The organism is Bdellovibrio sp. HCB290 (assembly GCF_047305925.1).
Taxonomy (GTDB): Bacteria; Bdellovibrionota; Bdellovibrionia; order Bdellovibrionales; family Bdellovibrionaceae; genus Bdellovibrio.
The window spans coordinates 3,191,951-3,208,513 of record NZ_CP178620.1; the positions used below are offsets into that span (position 1 = coordinate 3,191,951).

The 16,563-nt window shown below is 47.0% G+C and carries 16 protein-coding genes; 11 read left to right on the top strand and 5 right to left on the bottom strand.

The features are described from left to right. Positions 1 to 26: 26 nt before the first annotated feature. Positions 27 to 1,055 (bottom strand): D-glycero-beta-D-manno-heptose-7-phosphate kinase, encoded by a 1,029-nt coding sequence (rfaE1, locus tag ACLVWU_RS15520; protein WP_413575773.1) that lies wholly within the window; start codon positions 1,053 to 1,055, stop codon positions 27 to 29. A 105-nt stretch (positions 1,056 to 1,160) separates the two neighbouring features. Here rfaE1 and ACLVWU_RS15525 point away from each other — a divergent pair, with 105 nt between their 5' ends. Together ACLVWU_RS15525 and ACLVWU_RS15530 are read left to right on the top strand one after the other, a co-directional pair. Continuing rightward, the gene (locus tag ACLVWU_RS15525) at positions 1,161 to 2,069 is read left to right on the top strand and encodes an alpha-ketoglutarate-dependent dioxygenase AlkB (RefSeq protein ID WP_413575774.1); all 909 of its coding nucleotides are present in this window, start codon (positions 1,161 to 1,163) and stop codon (positions 2,067 to 2,069) included. Positions 2,070 to 2,130: 61 nt separating this feature from the next. Then, positions 2,131 to 3,051, top strand: coding sequence for a S1 family peptidase (locus tag ACLVWU_RS15530; protein WP_413575776.1), 921 nt, complete (start codon positions 2,131 to 2,133; stop codon positions 3,049 to 3,051). Here the strand turns inward: ACLVWU_RS15530 and ACLVWU_RS15535 are convergent. Both ACLVWU_RS15535 and ACLVWU_RS15540 read right to left on the bottom strand, forming a co-directional pair. After that, positions 2,990 to 4,729, bottom strand: a complete 1,740-nt coding sequence (locus ACLVWU_RS15535) for a GMC family oxidoreductase N-terminal domain-containing protein (RefSeq protein WP_413575777.1) — start codon at positions 4,727 to 4,729, stop codon at positions 2,990 to 2,992. The two genes, ACLVWU_RS15530 and ACLVWU_RS15535, sit on opposite strands and share 62 nt — an antisense overlap. A gap of 66 nt (positions 4,730 to 4,795) precedes the next feature. Continuing rightward, positions 4,796 to 6,511, bottom strand: coding sequence for a hypothetical protein (locus ACLVWU_RS15540; RefSeq protein WP_413575779.1), 1,716 nt, complete (start codon positions 6,509 to 6,511; stop codon positions 4,796 to 4,798). A 113-nt stretch (positions 6,512 to 6,624) separates the two neighbouring features. Here ACLVWU_RS15540 and ACLVWU_RS15545 point away from each other — a divergent pair, with 113 nt between their 5' ends. The 6 genes from ACLVWU_RS15545 to ACLVWU_RS15570 all read left to right on the top strand — a co-directional run bounded on the left by ACLVWU_RS15545 (position 6,625) and on the right by ACLVWU_RS15570 (position 12,190). Continuing rightward, positions 6,625 to 7,899 (top strand): Glu/Leu/Phe/Val family dehydrogenase, encoded by a 1,275-nt coding sequence (locus ACLVWU_RS15545; RefSeq protein ID WP_413575780.1) that lies wholly within the window; start codon positions 6,625 to 6,627, stop codon positions 7,897 to 7,899. A 101-nt stretch (positions 7,900 to 8,000) separates the two neighbouring features. Further along, on the top strand, positions 8,001 to 8,987 hold the full coding sequence (locus ACLVWU_RS15550; RefSeq protein ID WP_413575781.1) for a quinone-dependent dihydroorotate dehydrogenase: 987 nt from the start codon (positions 8,001 to 8,003) through the stop codon (positions 8,985 to 8,987). Then, positions 8,974 to 9,432: an 8-oxo-dGTP diphosphatase MutT gene (gene mutT / locus ACLVWU_RS15555; protein ID WP_181605127.1), complete on the top strand. Its 459-nt coding sequence runs from the start codon at positions 8,974 to 8,976 to the stop codon at positions 9,430 to 9,432. Before ACLVWU_RS15550 ends, mutT begins: the two co-directional genes overlap by 14 nt. Beyond that, positions 9,420 to 10,535, top strand: coding sequence for a hypothetical protein (locus tag ACLVWU_RS15560; RefSeq protein WP_413575782.1), 1,116 nt, complete (start codon positions 9,420 to 9,422; stop codon positions 10,533 to 10,535). The genes mutT and ACLVWU_RS15560 overlap by 13 nt, the downstream gene beginning before the upstream one ends. Before the next feature lie 17 nt (positions 10,536 to 10,552). Then, the gene (locus ACLVWU_RS15565) at positions 10,553 to 11,815 is read left to right on the top strand and encodes a glycosyltransferase family 4 protein (protein ID WP_413575783.1); all 1,263 of its coding nucleotides are present in this window, start codon (positions 10,553 to 10,555) and stop codon (positions 11,813 to 11,815) included. 90 nt (positions 11,816 to 11,905) lie between these two features. Continuing rightward, a complete protein-coding gene (locus ACLVWU_RS15570) occupies positions 11,906 to 12,190 on the top strand; it encodes an HU family DNA-binding protein (protein ID WP_340596109.1) in 285 nt (94 codons plus the stop codon). Between the two features lie 419 nt (positions 12,191 to 12,609). Here the strand turns inward: ACLVWU_RS15570 and epmA are convergent, their stop codons facing one another. After that, positions 12,610 to 13,821: an EF-P lysine aminoacylase EpmA gene (gene epmA, locus ACLVWU_RS15575; RefSeq protein WP_413575785.1), complete on the bottom strand. Its 1,212-nt coding sequence runs from the start codon at positions 13,819 to 13,821 to the stop codon at positions 12,610 to 12,612. Between the two features lie 60 nt (positions 13,822 to 13,881). Beyond that, entirely contained in the window at positions 13,882 to 14,118 is a 237-nt protein-coding gene (locus tag ACLVWU_RS15580) for a hypothetical protein (protein ID WP_413575786.1), read from the bottom strand. Between the two features lie 333 nt (positions 14,119 to 14,451). On the opposite strand from ACLVWU_RS15580, the gene ACLVWU_RS15585 reads away from it, so the two are divergent. From ACLVWU_RS15585 to ACLVWU_RS15595, 3 genes are all read left to right on the top strand, one after another. After that, positions 14,452 to 14,742: a type II toxin-antitoxin system RelE/ParE family toxin gene (locus ACLVWU_RS15585; protein WP_413575787.1), complete on the top strand. Its 291-nt coding sequence runs from the start codon at positions 14,452 to 14,454 to the stop codon at positions 14,740 to 14,742. Positions 14,743 to 14,751: 9 nt separating this feature from the next. Further along, positions 14,752 to 15,042, top strand: a complete 291-nt coding sequence (locus tag ACLVWU_RS15590) for a HigA family addiction module antitoxin (RefSeq protein WP_413575788.1) — start codon at positions 14,752 to 14,754, stop codon at positions 15,040 to 15,042. Positions 15,043 to 15,137: 95 nt separating this feature from the next. Then, complete coding sequence (locus ACLVWU_RS15595; RefSeq protein ID WP_413575789.1) at positions 15,138 to 16,562, top strand: TldD/PmbA family protein; 1,425 nt, start codon at positions 15,138 to 15,140, stop codon at positions 16,560 to 16,562. Position 16,563: the final 1 nt, after the last annotated feature.

Here is a 16,563-nt window from a genome sequence, read left to right on the forward strand (position 1 = left end):
CATCCAAAAAAGGTACGGCGTACTTTCTAGTGGACTTCGTTGATGTATTCGATGAGCTCTGGGATTTCGCATGGGACGCAGCCTACTTTGCCGACGACGACGCCTGCGGCGTTGTTGGCTAGCATGCAGCTGTGAACCAAAGAAAGGCCGGATACCAAGCCTAAAGCAAGGGCCGCGATGACTGTGTCACCGGCACCAGTTACGTCGAATACTTTTTGTGCGTAAGTTGGAACTTCAGTGATTTGTTCGCCCGAGAAAATGGTCATGCCGTCTTTTCCGCGAGTCAGAACCACTTCTTTGGCGCCAGTGATTTTTTGCAAGGCACGGCCGACGTCTACAACTTTGTTTGGGTTGCCTTTCAGATCGTCGAAATCCATTCCCGTCAATACTACAGCTTCGTCGTAGTTTGGCTTGATCAAATCAACGCCTTGATAGAACGAACCTTGATTATTACGATGCGGATCGACCATCAGCTTTTTGCCGGCTTTTTTGCAGATCTCAGAAACTTTTTGAACCACGTTACGAGAGATCACGCCTTTAGCGTAGTCTTCGATGATCACGCAATCCGCGTGCGCAACATTTTTTTCCACCATCGCAAGCAGGCGTGCTTCAGTCTCTTCGGAAAGATACTTTCTCATTTCATAGTCGACGCGCACGATCTGTTGTTGTTTTGCCATCACGCGGGTTTTGCGTGTCGTAGGACGAGCCTTATCAACAATCATGTATTCCCAGCTGACACCATTTTTTGCAGAAAGCTCTTTTAACATATCCGCGCCCGTGTCTTCACCGACAACAGAAACCATCATCGGAGTGCCACCAAGACTTGCCACGTTTTGCGCAACGTTGGCAGCCAGGCCCAAACGCATGTCTTCTTCTTCAACTTCCAAAACTGGAACCGGAGCTTCAGGACTGATGCGACGAACTTGCCCCATGACGTACTCATCCAATCCAACGTCCCCGATAATGAGGATCTTTCTGCCTTTAAGCGCAGGGATCTGTTTGATCAGAAGGTCTTTTTCTTGAGGCCCGAGTTTAGCTTGTACAGGTGCTGTCATTTTTTCACTCCAAAAGCCTTTTTTAGCGGATTGGCGGCCCCCTGTCATCCCTTTAACAGCACGGCTATTGGCAGCAAAAGCCCCTTTATGTTAAATACTTAGCCTATGTTCAAAGCCAAAGGTAAATCTCAGGGCAAGGGCCCCGCATTTAAAAACAATTCCCGTGGAGGTAAACCCGGTCTTCGCAATGGCGACGAGCGCAAATCCACGGCCAATCTGATTTACGAACAGAACTACATCACAGCCCGCGAAAAAGAAGAGATTTTAAAATACCTGAGCACCCTGTATCCCATCTGGGAAATGCGCTATTCCAAAAACAACCCTCCCCCGGAAAACCAAAAGCAAAGACCGCTTTTGCGCCCGGTTTACTGGTTAGGGAACTGGCAATTTGCCTGCTTGAATTACTATCACCCACCCAAAGGCATCTACAATCGCTGCGTCACTGGTGAAAAGTACCCGCCGGTTTTGGAATACCTGGTTAATAAAATTGAAAGCTTAGTGAAAGAGAAGTTCGACCCACGTGATATTCCCCGTGGTTGGACACTCAATACCTGCCTGATTAATTACTATGGCAATCAAGTTCAGGAAGACGGCAAAAAAGTCGACTGCGCACGCGTGGGCGAGCACAAAGATTTTGAACCAGGCCCTGTGGCCTCCATCTCTTTTGGTGAGCGCGCTCTTTTCCAGTTCGTATCCAGCAAGGGAACCGAATCCAAATCCGACGTAGTTTTACAGCAATGGCTGGATGACTGCTCCCTGCAAATCTTTGGTGGAGAGAAATTCAAAAAACAACTTTTCCACCGCGTGCAACGCGTGGAAGAAAAAAACGACCTTGTTTTCCCCTTGAACGAGATTTCAAATTTCGAAACCAGAAGAATAAATTTCACATTCCGCTACGTTCCGGATGAACATATTGTGCCCTTCAAAAAGCTTTCTTCGGAAGCCCAAGAAGACGTGCGCCAATACATGGAAAAACTCGCAGAAAAATCGCATTTCTTTAAGGCACAGCTCTAGGTCTTTAGCCCCTCTCAGGTATGAACTTTGATAAGTATCCAACATGTGGATGGAGAACGTCATGAGATGTAACCTATTGAAGCATTTGACTAGTTTTTTGACAAAATCGCCGCCAAGGGCGTCACTGCCCACTTTAGCAGCACTATTGGCAGTCATGGCAAGTCTTGCGACTCCGTATTCCCATGCCATCGTAGGTGGAACTGATGTTAACGCTGGCGACGTGTTGGCTAAAAAGGTTGTTCTGATCTTGGGTACTACACAAACAGGTGGCCGAGGCTACTGTTCGGGCACAATGATCGATAAAGACATCGTGCTAACTGCGGCTCACTGCTTTGAAACCGTGATTAAAAATTACTATGTGATTCCGAACATCAACATGTCCCCGGAATCTGGCTATGAGCGCGAGAAATTCAACATCCCGGTCACCAAATGGGTGATCCATGAAGACTATAACAAACCAGATGCAAAAGTGTTTTCTGATATCGCTCTTTTAAAATTGGAGCGCGCAGTGCCCGAAGAGTATGCTCCGGTAAAACTTTATGACGGTAAATCCGAAGCGGATCCATTTACCATTTTAGCGGGCTTTGGCAAAACCAAAGAGACCCGCATCGATCAGACTTATTTGCGATTTACGGCAAAAGAAAACTCCGAAATTCAGATCGACTACAAAGGACAAATCGGAACTATGATCATGGCCAATGGACAGATTAAGGGTGCCTGTGAAGGTGATTCAGGCGGTCCGGTTTTCTATGGTGTGAACGGTGAATTCCAACAAGTTGGTATCATCTCAACTACCGTAGGCCCCGACATCATGAGCACGTGCAGCGGTCTTGTGATTGCAACACACTTGCCACGCTTCCTGCCATGGATTGAAAAAAACAAAGCTCTTTTAAACGCACAGAACAAGGCAAGAACCAGCATCAGAGACGGATCCGCTCCACTGCACGTTCTGCCAAAGCTGAAATCATCAAAAGAGGATTAACCCCCAGTGCTGTAGGGACGATAGATCCATCCAGCACTTGAAGCCCTTCGTGCAGACTTCCGTCAGCCTGATACACCTGCCCCAGGTGGTTGACGACTCCAGACTGCACGGAGTCCGCCATCACGCAGCCCCCTAAGGGATGAACCGTCACCAGGTTTTTTCCATTAACAATCAAGGTCCGTGGATTCATCACAAAATTTCCACCTAAAGCCCGTGACTGCTTTCGCATCGCCCGGTCAATCGTGGAATAAATCGGATCGTGCTTTACTTCAGGCCAGCGTACACGCATGCGTCCTTTGCGATCGCGCTGCAGTTTTCCGTTGGCGCGATCATGACCCATACCCAAATACACCATCGAATAGTTCAAGGCTCCTTTTTCAATGTCTTTGGATAATGTCACATCCCGACTAACCCGCAGAAAGCGCGCGAATGACAGGCGAAACTTCGCGATCCCCATCGCTAGCCGCAATGGAATCGTGAAAGCTCCGGGGAAAGTTCCTTCCTCAATAATGAAACGATCAAAAAGGTTTTTGCGATTGCGATAATCCGCCACAGAATAAATCACGGCTCCGGGTTTCATATCCACGCGCACCTGACTTGCCGAAGAAAAGCCAATGGCATTCGTCCGATATGCCGTATTGAACGAAAGCCCCAACACATCACCATTGCCGGAAAATCTTCGCCCAAGCAATGATGAAACACTTAAACCCTTATCACGTGAGTTCATAAGTATTCTGGAACTTCCCATAGTACCAGCACAAACAATCACGTTCTTTGCCCGAAGAGTTCTGCGAGTGCGACGACCCTCTTCAGAAGTATGCACACAGTGGATCAGATAGTCATGATCTGACTTCTTTTGAACCCACATAACTTCAATCTGCGTATAGATTTCCGCCCCGCGATTTTTCGCCAGTGGCAAATAATTCATATTTAAGGTGTTCTTTGCACCAGTGTTACAACCCGAACAACAATTCCCGCACTCGATACACTTGGGCTGCTGAACATTCTTCTGCTGGCTTTGAGCGCCGTACATATTCACTGCAATCGGAGGATATCTGATCGGGGCGCCCAATGTGTCTGAGGCCTCTGCATGGGCCCGCACCTTCGCACTGCTCATACGTTCCGGATCAAAGGAATGCCCCTGTAACATCTGGCGAACGCGGGAGTAATAGATTTGAAAAACACCTGCACGCACTTCCTGAACCAAAGCTTTTGGCCATTCGGGAGATCGGATGGTGTCGATGTCGGGTTCAACCAAAGCTCCGGCATTTATTAGCGAGGTCCCCCCCAGTCCATTGCCATTAAGAACATCCATTTCACGACCAGCATGAATTTCAAAAAGCCCTAATGGATTTTCGTCACATAAAACGTCTTTGCGAATGTCGCGAAACTTTTCTGTGAAACTTCCTGGTGGACGCTCTGGCCCGCGCTCTAAAACTGCGACAGAACAGCGCCCAGCAAGTCTGGAGGCACTGATCGCTCCACCATATCCCGAACCGATAACAATGACGTCATAGTGATCGCGCAAATTAGAAATAGGATTGGCCAAGGGCCGGTAGTTGACTCGAACAGGAACATTCTTTACTTGAGGTTCCGCCTGTGCTGACGGCGCGGAAAGCGCCCCCAGCAAGCCGCTCAGAACTCCTGACTTTAGAAACTTTCTGCGCCCCAAATCCATCCATCAAGAAGACCGCAGAAACCCCAATAAAGAAACAAAGCCAAAACCAATATGCAAAAAGACAGTTTACTTCGCTACCGACCAACTAATTTGAAGATTAGGTTTTCCGGCGATATCGACCATTTTCGCACTTAAGTTTTGATTAACCCAGCGAACAATCATGTCTTTTTCAGAGGAAGTCAGTTCAGAATTCATAAAACGGAAATCAAACTCTGACAAAGGCAGACTCATGCTCATGGTCTTTTCCTGACCCTTGGAATTTTGCAGAACGATTTCCAGATTCACGAAGTTCTTCTTTTTCCCTGGCTCGTCCACAGTGTAAGTTACCTTCGTGGTGCCGGTGAAAAATCCATTCCATTCATCGTCTGACATTTCCATGTTCAGCTTGTTTTCACGCATTTTAAAATTAGGGGAATGCGACAAAACGTAAGACTGCAACAGCGAGCTCGACATCTTCCAGTCATAAGCCACAGGCAAGGTGCAGTGATATCCTTCTGGAAATTCAACGACGCGAATATTGCGGCTGTCGACCTTCATGGTTTTATTGACGATCATTTGCGAGTTGATCGAATACGGCACCATGAAATCATTGTCCGTCGCCCAGATCATCACCGGCTCTTTCACGTCTTTGTAGAACGGCCAGAAATTATTCAAACCCCAGAAATCCTCGCCGTCCTTCATTCCCGGAGGCAGCTTCACCGATGACATGTAAGAAAGTCCACCGTGGTAAGTCCGTACCACTTCAGACACCGCTTTTTGGATGAACTTGAAACTGTCGTACTGAACCACGCCTGGAAGTTTTTCTTCGATACCAGCCAGACGACGGCGTCCCCACAAGTCAATGAAAGCCGAGCGCGTTCCACTGCCCGTCAAACTTTCCATCGTGGCTTTCAAATTGACCACCGGGCACATCGCCAGGAAGCTTTGAATCAATGGTGCGCTTTGAGGTGAGTTGTATTTGTTCAACAACGAAGAAAACAAAACACCCGGTCCACCCAAACTCATCCCCATGATGTGAATGCTGTCCACCAGTCGGGAAATTGGCTCCAGGGGATTTCGCAGCAACTGGGAGATCAGAATATTCTGAATCCCCTCATCATAACCACCGAATGAAAACTGGTTGTTGTTCGCGATAAAGTCAGCACTGGTTAGATTTTCCAATAGCAAAACATTGAATGGAGACTGTTCAAACAGCATCATCATCCAACCGCGCTCTGGTCTGAAGTCCTCGATACTTGAAAAAATACCTGATCTGAAAATCACCAAAGGTCGGCGTTTGGTATCACCTTTTAAAGCCAACAATCCTTTTAACTTTACGTTTCCTGGAAGGTTAATGACCACGCGGCGAAGAAACGGATGATCCTGTGGCTCGTAACGCATCGTCAAATAACGGCGAACATTGACCATTTCACCTAGGTCCTCTGTTTGCAATTCAGCCCCACACTCCTGAATGTACTTTTGAACCAATCCACCTTGTATTTGGGCGGAAACAGAAACTCGGGGATCCTGCAAACGCGCGGACCATAAAGGCGTTTCACACTTATCAGTTAAGGCCTGTCCAGCACCTGTTGGCGTCCAGCCTAGGATACCTTCGAATAGAAAGTTCAAAACTGCTGGATAACGCCCCGGCGCGTCGGCCAGAATAGGGTTGTCACTGGATGGAAACCAGATTCGAGGACTTTGAAACTGCTCGATAAATGCCTGCTGAGCGGACGCCGGTTTCTGTGCAAAAGTGAAAATTGGAACGACTGAGATGATGAAAACAATTAGACAACGAGACATAGGTCTAATTGTGGGTAAAAAGAACCACCGAGTCATCAGCTATTTTTCCCGGGTGACACTGAGTATTTACTTAATTAAACTGCCACCGTGTATTTTTAAGGAGACACATTATCATGGACCACAAGATTGAGCCCTTGTATGACGGGCCGTTGTTCCGCAACGCTATCCAGACTCTAGATGAATCCGCAAAAATTATTAACTGTGACCCGAACGTTCTTGAGCGTCTAAAACGCCCACGTCGTTGCATCACGGTTTCTGTACCGGTTCGTATGGACGACTACTCTGTGAAAGTATTCACAGGTTACCGTGTTCAGTACTCTCCAACATTGGGCCCCTACAAAGGCGGCATCCGTTATCACCAAAACGTAGATCTTCAGGAAGTTGTTGGTCTTGCGGCTTTGATGACATTCAAGAACTCTGTTCTTGGTCTTCCATTGGGTGGCGCAAAAGGTGGTATCACTGTTGATCCAACCAAATTGTCCCGCACTGAAAAACAAAATCTGACTCGTCGTTATGCTTCTGAAATTGGCCCATTCGTTGGACCAACTAAAGACATCCCAGCTCCAGACGTGGGCACTGATCCACAAACAATGGCTTGGTTCATGGACACTTACTCTCAAGAGCAAGGTGGCTTTGCACAACCGGGTGTTGTAACTGGTAAACCGGTTGAGATCGGTGGATCTTTGGGTCGTAACCACGCTACAGGTTTGGGCGTTGTTTACGTAGCAGAGAAAGCATTCGAAGTTTGCAAAATGAACATGAAGGGCGCGACTATCGCGATCCAAGGTTTCGGTAACGTAGGTTCTTTCGCGGCGAAATTCGCTCACGATCGTGGCGCTCGTATCGTTGCAGTTTCTGACGTTTCCGGCGGTATCTTCAATGGTGACGGTCTTGATATCCCTGAAGTACTTGAGTACATCAAAGCTCACAAGTTCCTTAAGGGTTATCCAAAGGCAACACCAATCAGCAACGAAGACTTGCTTGAAGTTAAATGTGATGCTTTGTTCCCGTGCGCTCTTGAAAACCAAATCGACACTCACAACGCTGAAAAAATTCAGGCGAAAATCATCGTTGAAGGTGCGAACGGTCCTATCACGAATGCAGCTACAAAAATTCTTTCTAAACGTGGTGTATTCATCGCTCCAGACGTTATCGCCAATGGTGGCGGCGTAATCGTTTCTTACTTTGAATGGGTTCAAGATACGATGGCGTTGTTCTGGGACGAGGACGAAGTAAACTCCAAATTGAAGGTTCTTATCACAAAAGCTTTCGACAAAGGTTACGCTATGGCGAAAGAGAAAAACGTGGATATGAGATCTGCTGCGATGGCAGTATCTGTTCAACGTCTTGAAAAAGCGATGCTTCTAAGAGGTTTATACCCTCGTTAATCGGCCCACTACTCCGGCGCAAGCCGGAGTGTTCCGCAGAGGTGGGTTTCAAACCCACCTTTTTTTTTGCCTTTTTTAGTTCATATTGCTGGAGTCTATTCATGCGCCCTTGGCTTCTTCTTCCGCCGAAACTTGCCCACGATATCAACGGCTATGCCCTGCCCGCTTTGTCCTACCTCTATGGTAAGAAAACCCCGCACTGGAACTCTTTCACCTGGAAAGGCATGACCTTCGCAAACCCCTTGGGGATTGCTGGTGGAGTGGATAAAGATGCGGAACATCTTAGTGACTGGTGGAGATTAGGGTGCGGTTTCGTTGAAGTCGGTACTGTGACTCCGCAGCCACAGAAAGCCAACCCAGGCAAAATCATGGACCGCGATATGAAGCTGACTGCGATGTGGAACAAAATGGGTTTTCCCAGCCACGGCGCGGATGAGGTGTTTTATAATCTGGCTTCCTATGCACCCAACTTCAGAACTCCCGTATTTGTAAACATCGGCAAGAATCGCCAAACACCGAACGAACACGCAGTTAATGACTACTTGGAACTGGTCGACAAGCTTCGCCCCTGGGCTGATGCCTTCGTCGTCAATATTTCAAGTCCCAACACGCAGGGGCTGCGCGAACTGCAAAAAAAGGAAAATCTGGGAGCGCTACTAAAGCCGATCCTGGATCGCGTTTCACACTTTGAACCAACGCCGGTCCTGGTCAAACTGAGTCCCGACATGCCAGACGACGGCTTGGCCGAAGCGATCTCAAACTGCCAGGAACTTGGCGTCGACGGATTCGTGTTAACTAACACGACCCTGTCCCGCCCGACTGGTTGCCATTTTCCCAATGAAGGCGGCTTATCAGGCGCTCCTCTGAAGAACCTTTCTCAACGCGCATTGCAAATTGCTGTTCAAACTTTAGGCAAAAAGCGTCAAGGGATGCTCTTAGTGAGTGCCGGAGGCGTCTTAACCCCTGAAGATGTCTTTGAAAGATTGCAAATGGGCGCAGATCTTGTTCAAATTTACTCTGCACTTGTGTTTCATGGACCCAGTTTTTTCCATGACGTAGCAGCTAGAAGGAAAAATGTCGGAAGATAGTGTTGAGTTAAAACCAAGAAAACCAAAAATCCGCAAGGGTCATTGGATTCCCGTCGTTGCAGGCTTCCTGCGTAAAGATGGAAAAATCTTGGTCGGTCAACGCCCCGAGAATAACTCCTTAGCTGGGCAATGGGAATTTCCCGGTGGAAAAATCGAAAGCGGTGAGACACCTGAACAGGCTTTAGCCCGCGAGCTCGACGAGGAGCTTGGTATTGAAGCTGAGGTCGGTGACCTTAAACTAGCCTGCACTCATTCCTACGGAGATGTAGGGATTCTCATATTGTTTTATGAAATCCTATATTGGAAGGGCGAACCGCGCGCCAAACATCATATGATGCTTGAGTGGATACATCCGGAAGAACTAAAACACCGCAATATCCCTGAAGCCAATCGTAAGATTCTGAACAGAATCTACAAAGCCTTGGGACTTGAATGGCCAAAATAATACTTGTCAGTAAAAATTCAAACGGCACAACCTGGCAGTTGGCTCAAGCTTTACGCTCCCAACAACATGAAGTGACGATACTGACCAGTCATGGCGACATTCCCCCAGAACACACCAACGGCATCGAATATATGGGCTACTTTAAAAAGTGGTCTTTGCTTGAAGGTCTTAAAATAATTCCGGGACTTTTCGGAATGCAGCCGCATATTCTGCATCTGGTTTTGGATGATGACCGCATGAATGCGGCACAGGTGATTTTGTCCACCTATGCAAAGTCCCACCCAAATTGTGTTCTGACGACAACTCTTTTGCATATCAAACGCGGCCTTAAAAAAACCAATCCCGTTCGTTATCTGGTAGAGGAAAGTGACATTATCACCTTCCCCACCGTCGAATCCCTGGCTCAATTGCGCGGACTGAATGTTCGCTCAAGCCAACAGGGACGTGGGATTTTACCACCGGCTTTGAATTTTAAAAACAACCCGCAGACTTTCGAAGAACTGGATGAGTCCGAAGCTTCGTTGCTGGCCAACTTGAACTCACAGGAATATTTTGTTCTGCCTTTTCGCGAAGGCAGCTTCAAACCCGAATCTCAACGATTCCAAAGTCTGTTGATGCTGGCACGCAAACACAAAGTCATCTTGTGGGGAACTTATTCCCACTGGTCCTTGCGTGAAAGAAAACAGTTCGCCAACTGGATGGAGAAAAACGCCTGCGGTGAACGCTGGATTGTGACGGGCACAATTTCTCCGCAACTTTCCAGAATACTTTTGGCAAAAAGTACCGCTTTTGTGATGGCAGGTCAGCAGTTCACTCCACCCGAGATGACTGAATACTACCTGCGCGCAATCCAGGCTCAGTCGACTTTGATCTTGGATTCAAAGCAAACCAGTTTGCATGCGGATCTTTGGAAAAACACAGTGAATTGCTGGGTACTGAACATCCAAAGCCTGCAAAAAGAATTGGACAAGCTTTTAACCCGCTCCAGCTTCAAACTTCCCCAAGCGCTTACCGAAGATTGGGCCCAAAGCAGTCACATTGTTGACTCTTCCATGAATGAATTAAACCGTCTTTATAATCGGGCCTTGGCATCTGCCCGATAGTCTTTTAACCTAAATTCATGTTCGCAAAAAAATCTGCTTTGCCAGAGACCCTTAACATTTGCCTGACTTCCCATCGTTTTCCGATTTTAAGTCGGGCAACTGATCATGGATTTCTGTGGCCGATCGCACGCGGACTGGCGCGCGAAGGACACAAGGTCACGGTTATTTCCGCGAACTCCCCTTTGAAAAAGCCTGAAATCACCCGCGATGGTGTTCGTGTTTTTTATCTGAATGAGGGCGAAAAAAATCTGGCTCACCTGCGCTTTCAAATGGCGGTTCGCCAGAAGTTCATGCAGCTTCACCGCGAAACTCCGTTTCACATCGTTCACAGTATCGATAAATCAGGTTACCGCATCGGAAATCGTAAGGATGATCTGAAAATCGCCATGGCCTATGACGTGGAAGCGACGCAAATGTCCCAGCTGTTTGCGATCTTAGCGATGAAGCAGGAAAACCTGCCCAGTATTCTGACGACGGGACTTGCAACGGCATATAAATTTCTGACCACCTACTACGGTGGCGATCGCCAGTTGCTTTCCACTGCGGATGGGATCTTTGTGACCAATCCCCAGCAGAAAATCATTCTGGAAAGATATTATCTTTATCCGGATTTTCATACTTACACGGTTCCCTACGGAATTGATCTGGGTGACTTAACTCCCAAAGAAAAGTCTTTGGAATTAAGAGCTAAACTGAATCTTCCCGAAAACTCCCACATCGCCGTCACTATCAATGACATGACCGATGCCAATGAGTTGGTTCCATTGCTTCAGGCATTTGAAAAAGTCGCGATTAAAAAGCCGAACAGCTATCTGATCGTGGTCGGCAATGGCCCAAAATTCAAAGACATCGAATTTCAGGTTTTAAACCTGGCCCTGGGTAACCGTGTGATCCTGGCGGGAGCGATTCCGGCAGCAGAACTTGAAGATTACATCGTTTTGGGCGACGTCTTTATCAATATGGGCTCCCGCAGTACCGGTTTTGAGCCCTCAACTTTGGAAGCCATGGCCCAAAAAAAGGTGGTTATGGGTTCCGAAGTGTCCCCGATCGCCAATATTATCGAGGACGGACGCGATGGATTCTTGCTTCGCCCGGCCGATGTCGACTCCATCTCGAACCTCTTGGTTGAGATCTTTTCCGGCACCATGCCTGCGGACGAAATCGGCGAAAGAGCACGTCAGCGCGTCACAGACCTCTTTGATACCGGCAAAATGGTCCAGGCGGTCATTGATGCCTACCGTAAAATCCTTCTCAATACCGGAATGTATAAGAAGCAATGAGTTAAATCATTGAAAAGTGGTAGTCAGCACCCACACACTCTGTATAATCGGGAGTGTTATCAATACTTTATGTTCTAGAGGATCTGGACGATGACTAAAGCGGATTTGATTAATTTGATCTCTGAAAAAGCCGGCATCACTCGCGTAAAAGCAGAGACCGTTGTGAATACAATCTTCGACTCTATGGTTGAAGCATTGATGCGTGATGACCGTATCGAGATCCGTGGTTTTGGTTCATTCGTAAACCGTCAATACGGTGCCTACAAAGGTCGCAATCCGCGCACTGGCGAAATCATCAATGTTGATGAAAAGAAATTGCCATTCTTCAAAGTTGGTAAAGAACTTAAAGAAGATATCAACGGCGGCAAAGAGTAGTTTTCACTCTGCCAAATACGAAAAAAGGGACCACGAGGTCCCTTTTTTTATTCCCTGTTTAATGTAAATGCTTCCTCAAAAAGAATGTCATTGAGCGATAGTGGGACCAAAAAATGCAAAAGCGACACTTGCTTTCGCAAGGTCGCCTTTTGGACGGACTCACTTCCGATTTAAGTGAAGGAGGTCCGAATGAACAAACCGCTATGTTTGTCTTATCGGCTGACTTTAAAACTTATTAAGCAGATTTTAAGTATTGTTTTGGCATTGATCAAAGTAATCAAAGAACTGCTGTAACAAGATAAAATCTTACCTCCGGAACGTTTCTGTTTGTCCCCTTAGCTAGGTAACTAGCCAGGACCAAGGATGGGACTAAAAATCCCTCGGAGGCGAGCCCACCTGGGGCCTTGCGAAGGCACCTTTTATTTTGGAAAAACAGAAATATCTGCGATCTTTTTTATTCCATGAAGCGCCATGAACAGGCGTTCAACTCCTAAAGCGATTCCGCCACTTGGTGGAATTCCTGCATCCAGACATTGGAAAAATTCCTGATCCAACGGAATCATTTCTTTGTGGGATTCCAGTTTTTTTTGCAAATCTTCTTCGGAACGCTGTCTTTGAATTTGTGGATCGTTCAGTTCATGGAACGCATTGCAAAGTTCCAACCCCTGCCAGTACGCTTCGAAGCGATCCCCCCACCCGTCCGTTGTCAGACGAGCCAGTGCCGCCTGATACGGAGGATACTTTTCGACAAAGATCAAATCCTCGCCATGTAGCTGCGATTCAACTTTATCCATGAAGATCAAAAAGAAATAATCATCGATGCTTTCCGCACTGTGCACATCGACATTCAATTTCTGTGCGAGTTCTTTCAGTTCGGCTTTTGTCGTTTCGGGAGTCAGATCAAACCCACAATGGATTTTGAAAAGTTCGGCCACAGAGTAACTAAGAATTTGCCGCGGAGGTTGGAACTTTAAAACCTTCACCAGGTGCTGAACCAGATCGATCACATCCTGCTTGATGGTCGTCAAATTATCGTAAGCGCGATACCATTCCAGCATCGAAAATTCCGGCTGATGACGTTCGGTCACTTCACCGTTTCTAAAACAGGGAGCGATTTCAAATATCTTTTCCGCACCCAGAGCCAATGCTTTTTTCAAATGAAGTTCCGGACTGGTTGGCAGATAAAGTTTTTCTTTGCGTGAACCGACCTTCAATTCTGTCGCAAACACATCGAGTGCCGGCTCTGTTCCAGGACAAACCACCAACGAAGGTGTTTTCACTTCCAAAAACCCTTTACGACGGAAAAAATGCCGAACTTCTTCGACATAGCGATTCCATTTTTCCAGAATGTCTTTGTTAAATGTGCGCTTTGGCAGAGTGGACTTATTAGGAGCCAACAAAATCACTTCCGCTGCGGAAACCACCGCAACGATATCGCCCTCAATCAAAAACTCTGACTGAGGTGGCGCCTTTTCAAATGAAATGATTTGTTCTTCCTGATCGCGAATCAGAGTGATTTCCAAACCACCCTCTTCCCGCTCGATACGATAAATTCTGCCCGCCGCCTTAGCATCAACCGGCATCGCGGGATAAGACTTCCAATGTTGATTTAAAAAAGTATTTCTATCCAAAGTTCCTGCAGATTAAAGGTACGGACACACTTTTGGTAGCGAGACTGCGTTAACGGAAACTTACTGGCAAAGACCTTGTGAACGAAGGCTGCCAAGTTCCGCAGAAATTGCTTCCAGGTTGTCAGCGCCGTAAACCACCTGATCGCCAACTGTGATCCGGTGTTTCACCCAGAAACCCTGATAAATTCCTTCACTGCTCAAAGCGCAGTTTGATTTTTCAGCCATCACCGCTGCCGGTGCCCAGCTAGCCATCATCGTCAAAAGCAAAGTTGTTCCTAGTGCTAAAAGAATTCTCATGGTTTCCCCCTTCCCCCTCGCCCTAATTGGCTCCGGGTTCGTCCTGCCGTTTAGCTAAAACAATCTTAAGCAAACTGCTTGCCAATCATATTTGGCCAGTTTGACACCGAGATTTGATATTTGTGTGAAGACACATTGAAAATCCATTCGAAATCAATGCCCAAAAGGTGGCTTCGTCACGAGATTTTCGGAGCCAAGTCGCACCAGAGACGAATCGCGGCCATCAATTGAAAATATTAGCCCTATCCCACCGGCATGTTCCCTGCCAAACCTCCAATAGAAACCATCCAATTAATACCGTTGAAAGGTATACCTATATAAGGTATAATTAACATGGCGATCCAAAGTTTTTCCGACCCATTAACAGAACAATTCTTTGAATCAGGAAGAATCCCCAGCAAAGCCGGATGGAGAAATGTTCATTCTGTAGTTCAGAGGAAACTTGATTTGCTGCATTTCGCAGCAAAACTGGAAGATCTAAAGTCTCCCCCGGGGAATCGGCTGGAAGCACTTAAAGGTTCTCTTGCCGGATTTTACAGCGTTCGGATCAATGATCAGTGGCGCTGTATTTTTAAATGGACAGACGAAGGCCCAACAGACGTCGAAATTTGTGATTATCACTAAGGACTAAATATGATTGAGATGAAACGACAACCCACAACTCCCGGTGAAATTCTAAATGAAGAGTTTTTGAAGCCCTTAAAACTTTCTCAGCGCGCTTTCGCTGAGCATATTGGAGTCGAAGTCAAAACCATCAATCGATTGATCAATGGCCGACAAAGTTTAACCCCGGAATTAGCCCTTCGCTTTGCTGCGGCCCTCGAAATGAGCGTTGAATTTTGGTTGGATCTTCAGAAGGCCCAAGATCTGTGGCGCTTAAAAAATAGTAAAATAAAACTCCCAAAACCTCTAAAAGCCAGCTGAGCTTCTATTCTATTCAATTTTAGCCATAAAGATTGAGTTTTCGGCCTCCTTCCGCTATCAGAAGTAGCGAATTCTACTAGGAAAAGAGGCAACCGATGCTTGATTTGCACAAGGCGCTAAATAATCTAAAAGGCTCCGTTGAGTGGGCTCAGTTAAGATTGGTTTCCGAAAAAACCACGTGGCGCGTGATCCGCAATGAACAATTCGAGAACAGTGACATCAGTTTTGATCACGGTTTGATGGTTGAAGTTTTGGTCAATGGACACTTTGGATATGCCGGCACCAGCGACATCACTGCTGATGGTGTGAAACGGGCTTTTGAAAAAGCAACTTTGATGGCTCGTCAGGCCTCTTCCTTGAAAGTTCATGACTTTTCAGTATTACAACGTCCGGTGGCACAAGGTCGTTACTCTTCCCCGGTTGTGCGCACGATGGATTCTTATTCCGCAAAAGAGATCACAGATCTTTTCATCGATGCCACCCGCGTGATGAAGGTTTCAGACAAAGTTATCAACCGCATCGCTGTAGCGATGATCATTGAATCCGAATTTTCAGTTGTCAGTACTCATGGTTCTGACGTTCATCAAAAATTTTCTATCGTAAGCACTGACTTCAATGCCACAGCAATGGATGGTAGTGAAGTTCAGCAACGTTCTGAAAACGGTGGCCTTGCCCGTTGCAATCAGATCGGTGCGGAAGTTTTCGATCGCGAATCGATTTTGGAGCGCTCTAAAAAAATCGGCGAAGAAGCCGTCGAGCTTTTAACAGCAGAAAACTGTCCTTCCGAAACTTTGGATCTGTTGATCGCACCGGACCAAATGACATTGCAAGTGCATGAGTCCATCGGTCACCCCCTTGAATACGATCGCATTCTGGGTGATGAGCGCAACTACGCTGGCTGGAGCTTTGTAAAACCTGAAGACTTCGGCAAACTTCAGTACGGTTCAAAACTAATGAATGTTACTTTCGATCCGACAGTTCCCGATGCGATGGCGTCATACGCTTTCGACGATGCCGGCGCTAAGGCGACAAAAGAATTCCTGATCAAAGATGGTGTTTTGCTGCGCGGATTAGGATCTTTGGAATCCCAGGCTCGTTTGGGACTTCCAGGGGTTGCGAATTCCCGCTCTTCAAGCTGGAACCGTGCTCCGATTGACCGTATGGCCAACATCAATCTTGAACCCGGCACTTCCAAGCTTTCAGACATGATCGCTTCTGTTGAGCGCGGTGTTTTCATGCATGCCAACAAATCCTGGTCCATTGATGACTACCGCAATAAGTTCCAGTTCGGTTGCGAATATGCGCAATTGATTGAGAATGGTAAAATCACCAAGACTTTGAAAAATCCAAACTATCGCGGAACAACAGTGAAGTTCTGGAATTCCTTGAAAGCTGTGAGTGAAAACCGTGAAACCTACGGCTCCCCTTTCTGTGGCAAAGGTGAACCCAACCAAGTGATCCGCGTCGGTCACACAACTCCTTACTGCCTGTTCGGCGGTATGGAAGTGTTTGGAGCGTAGT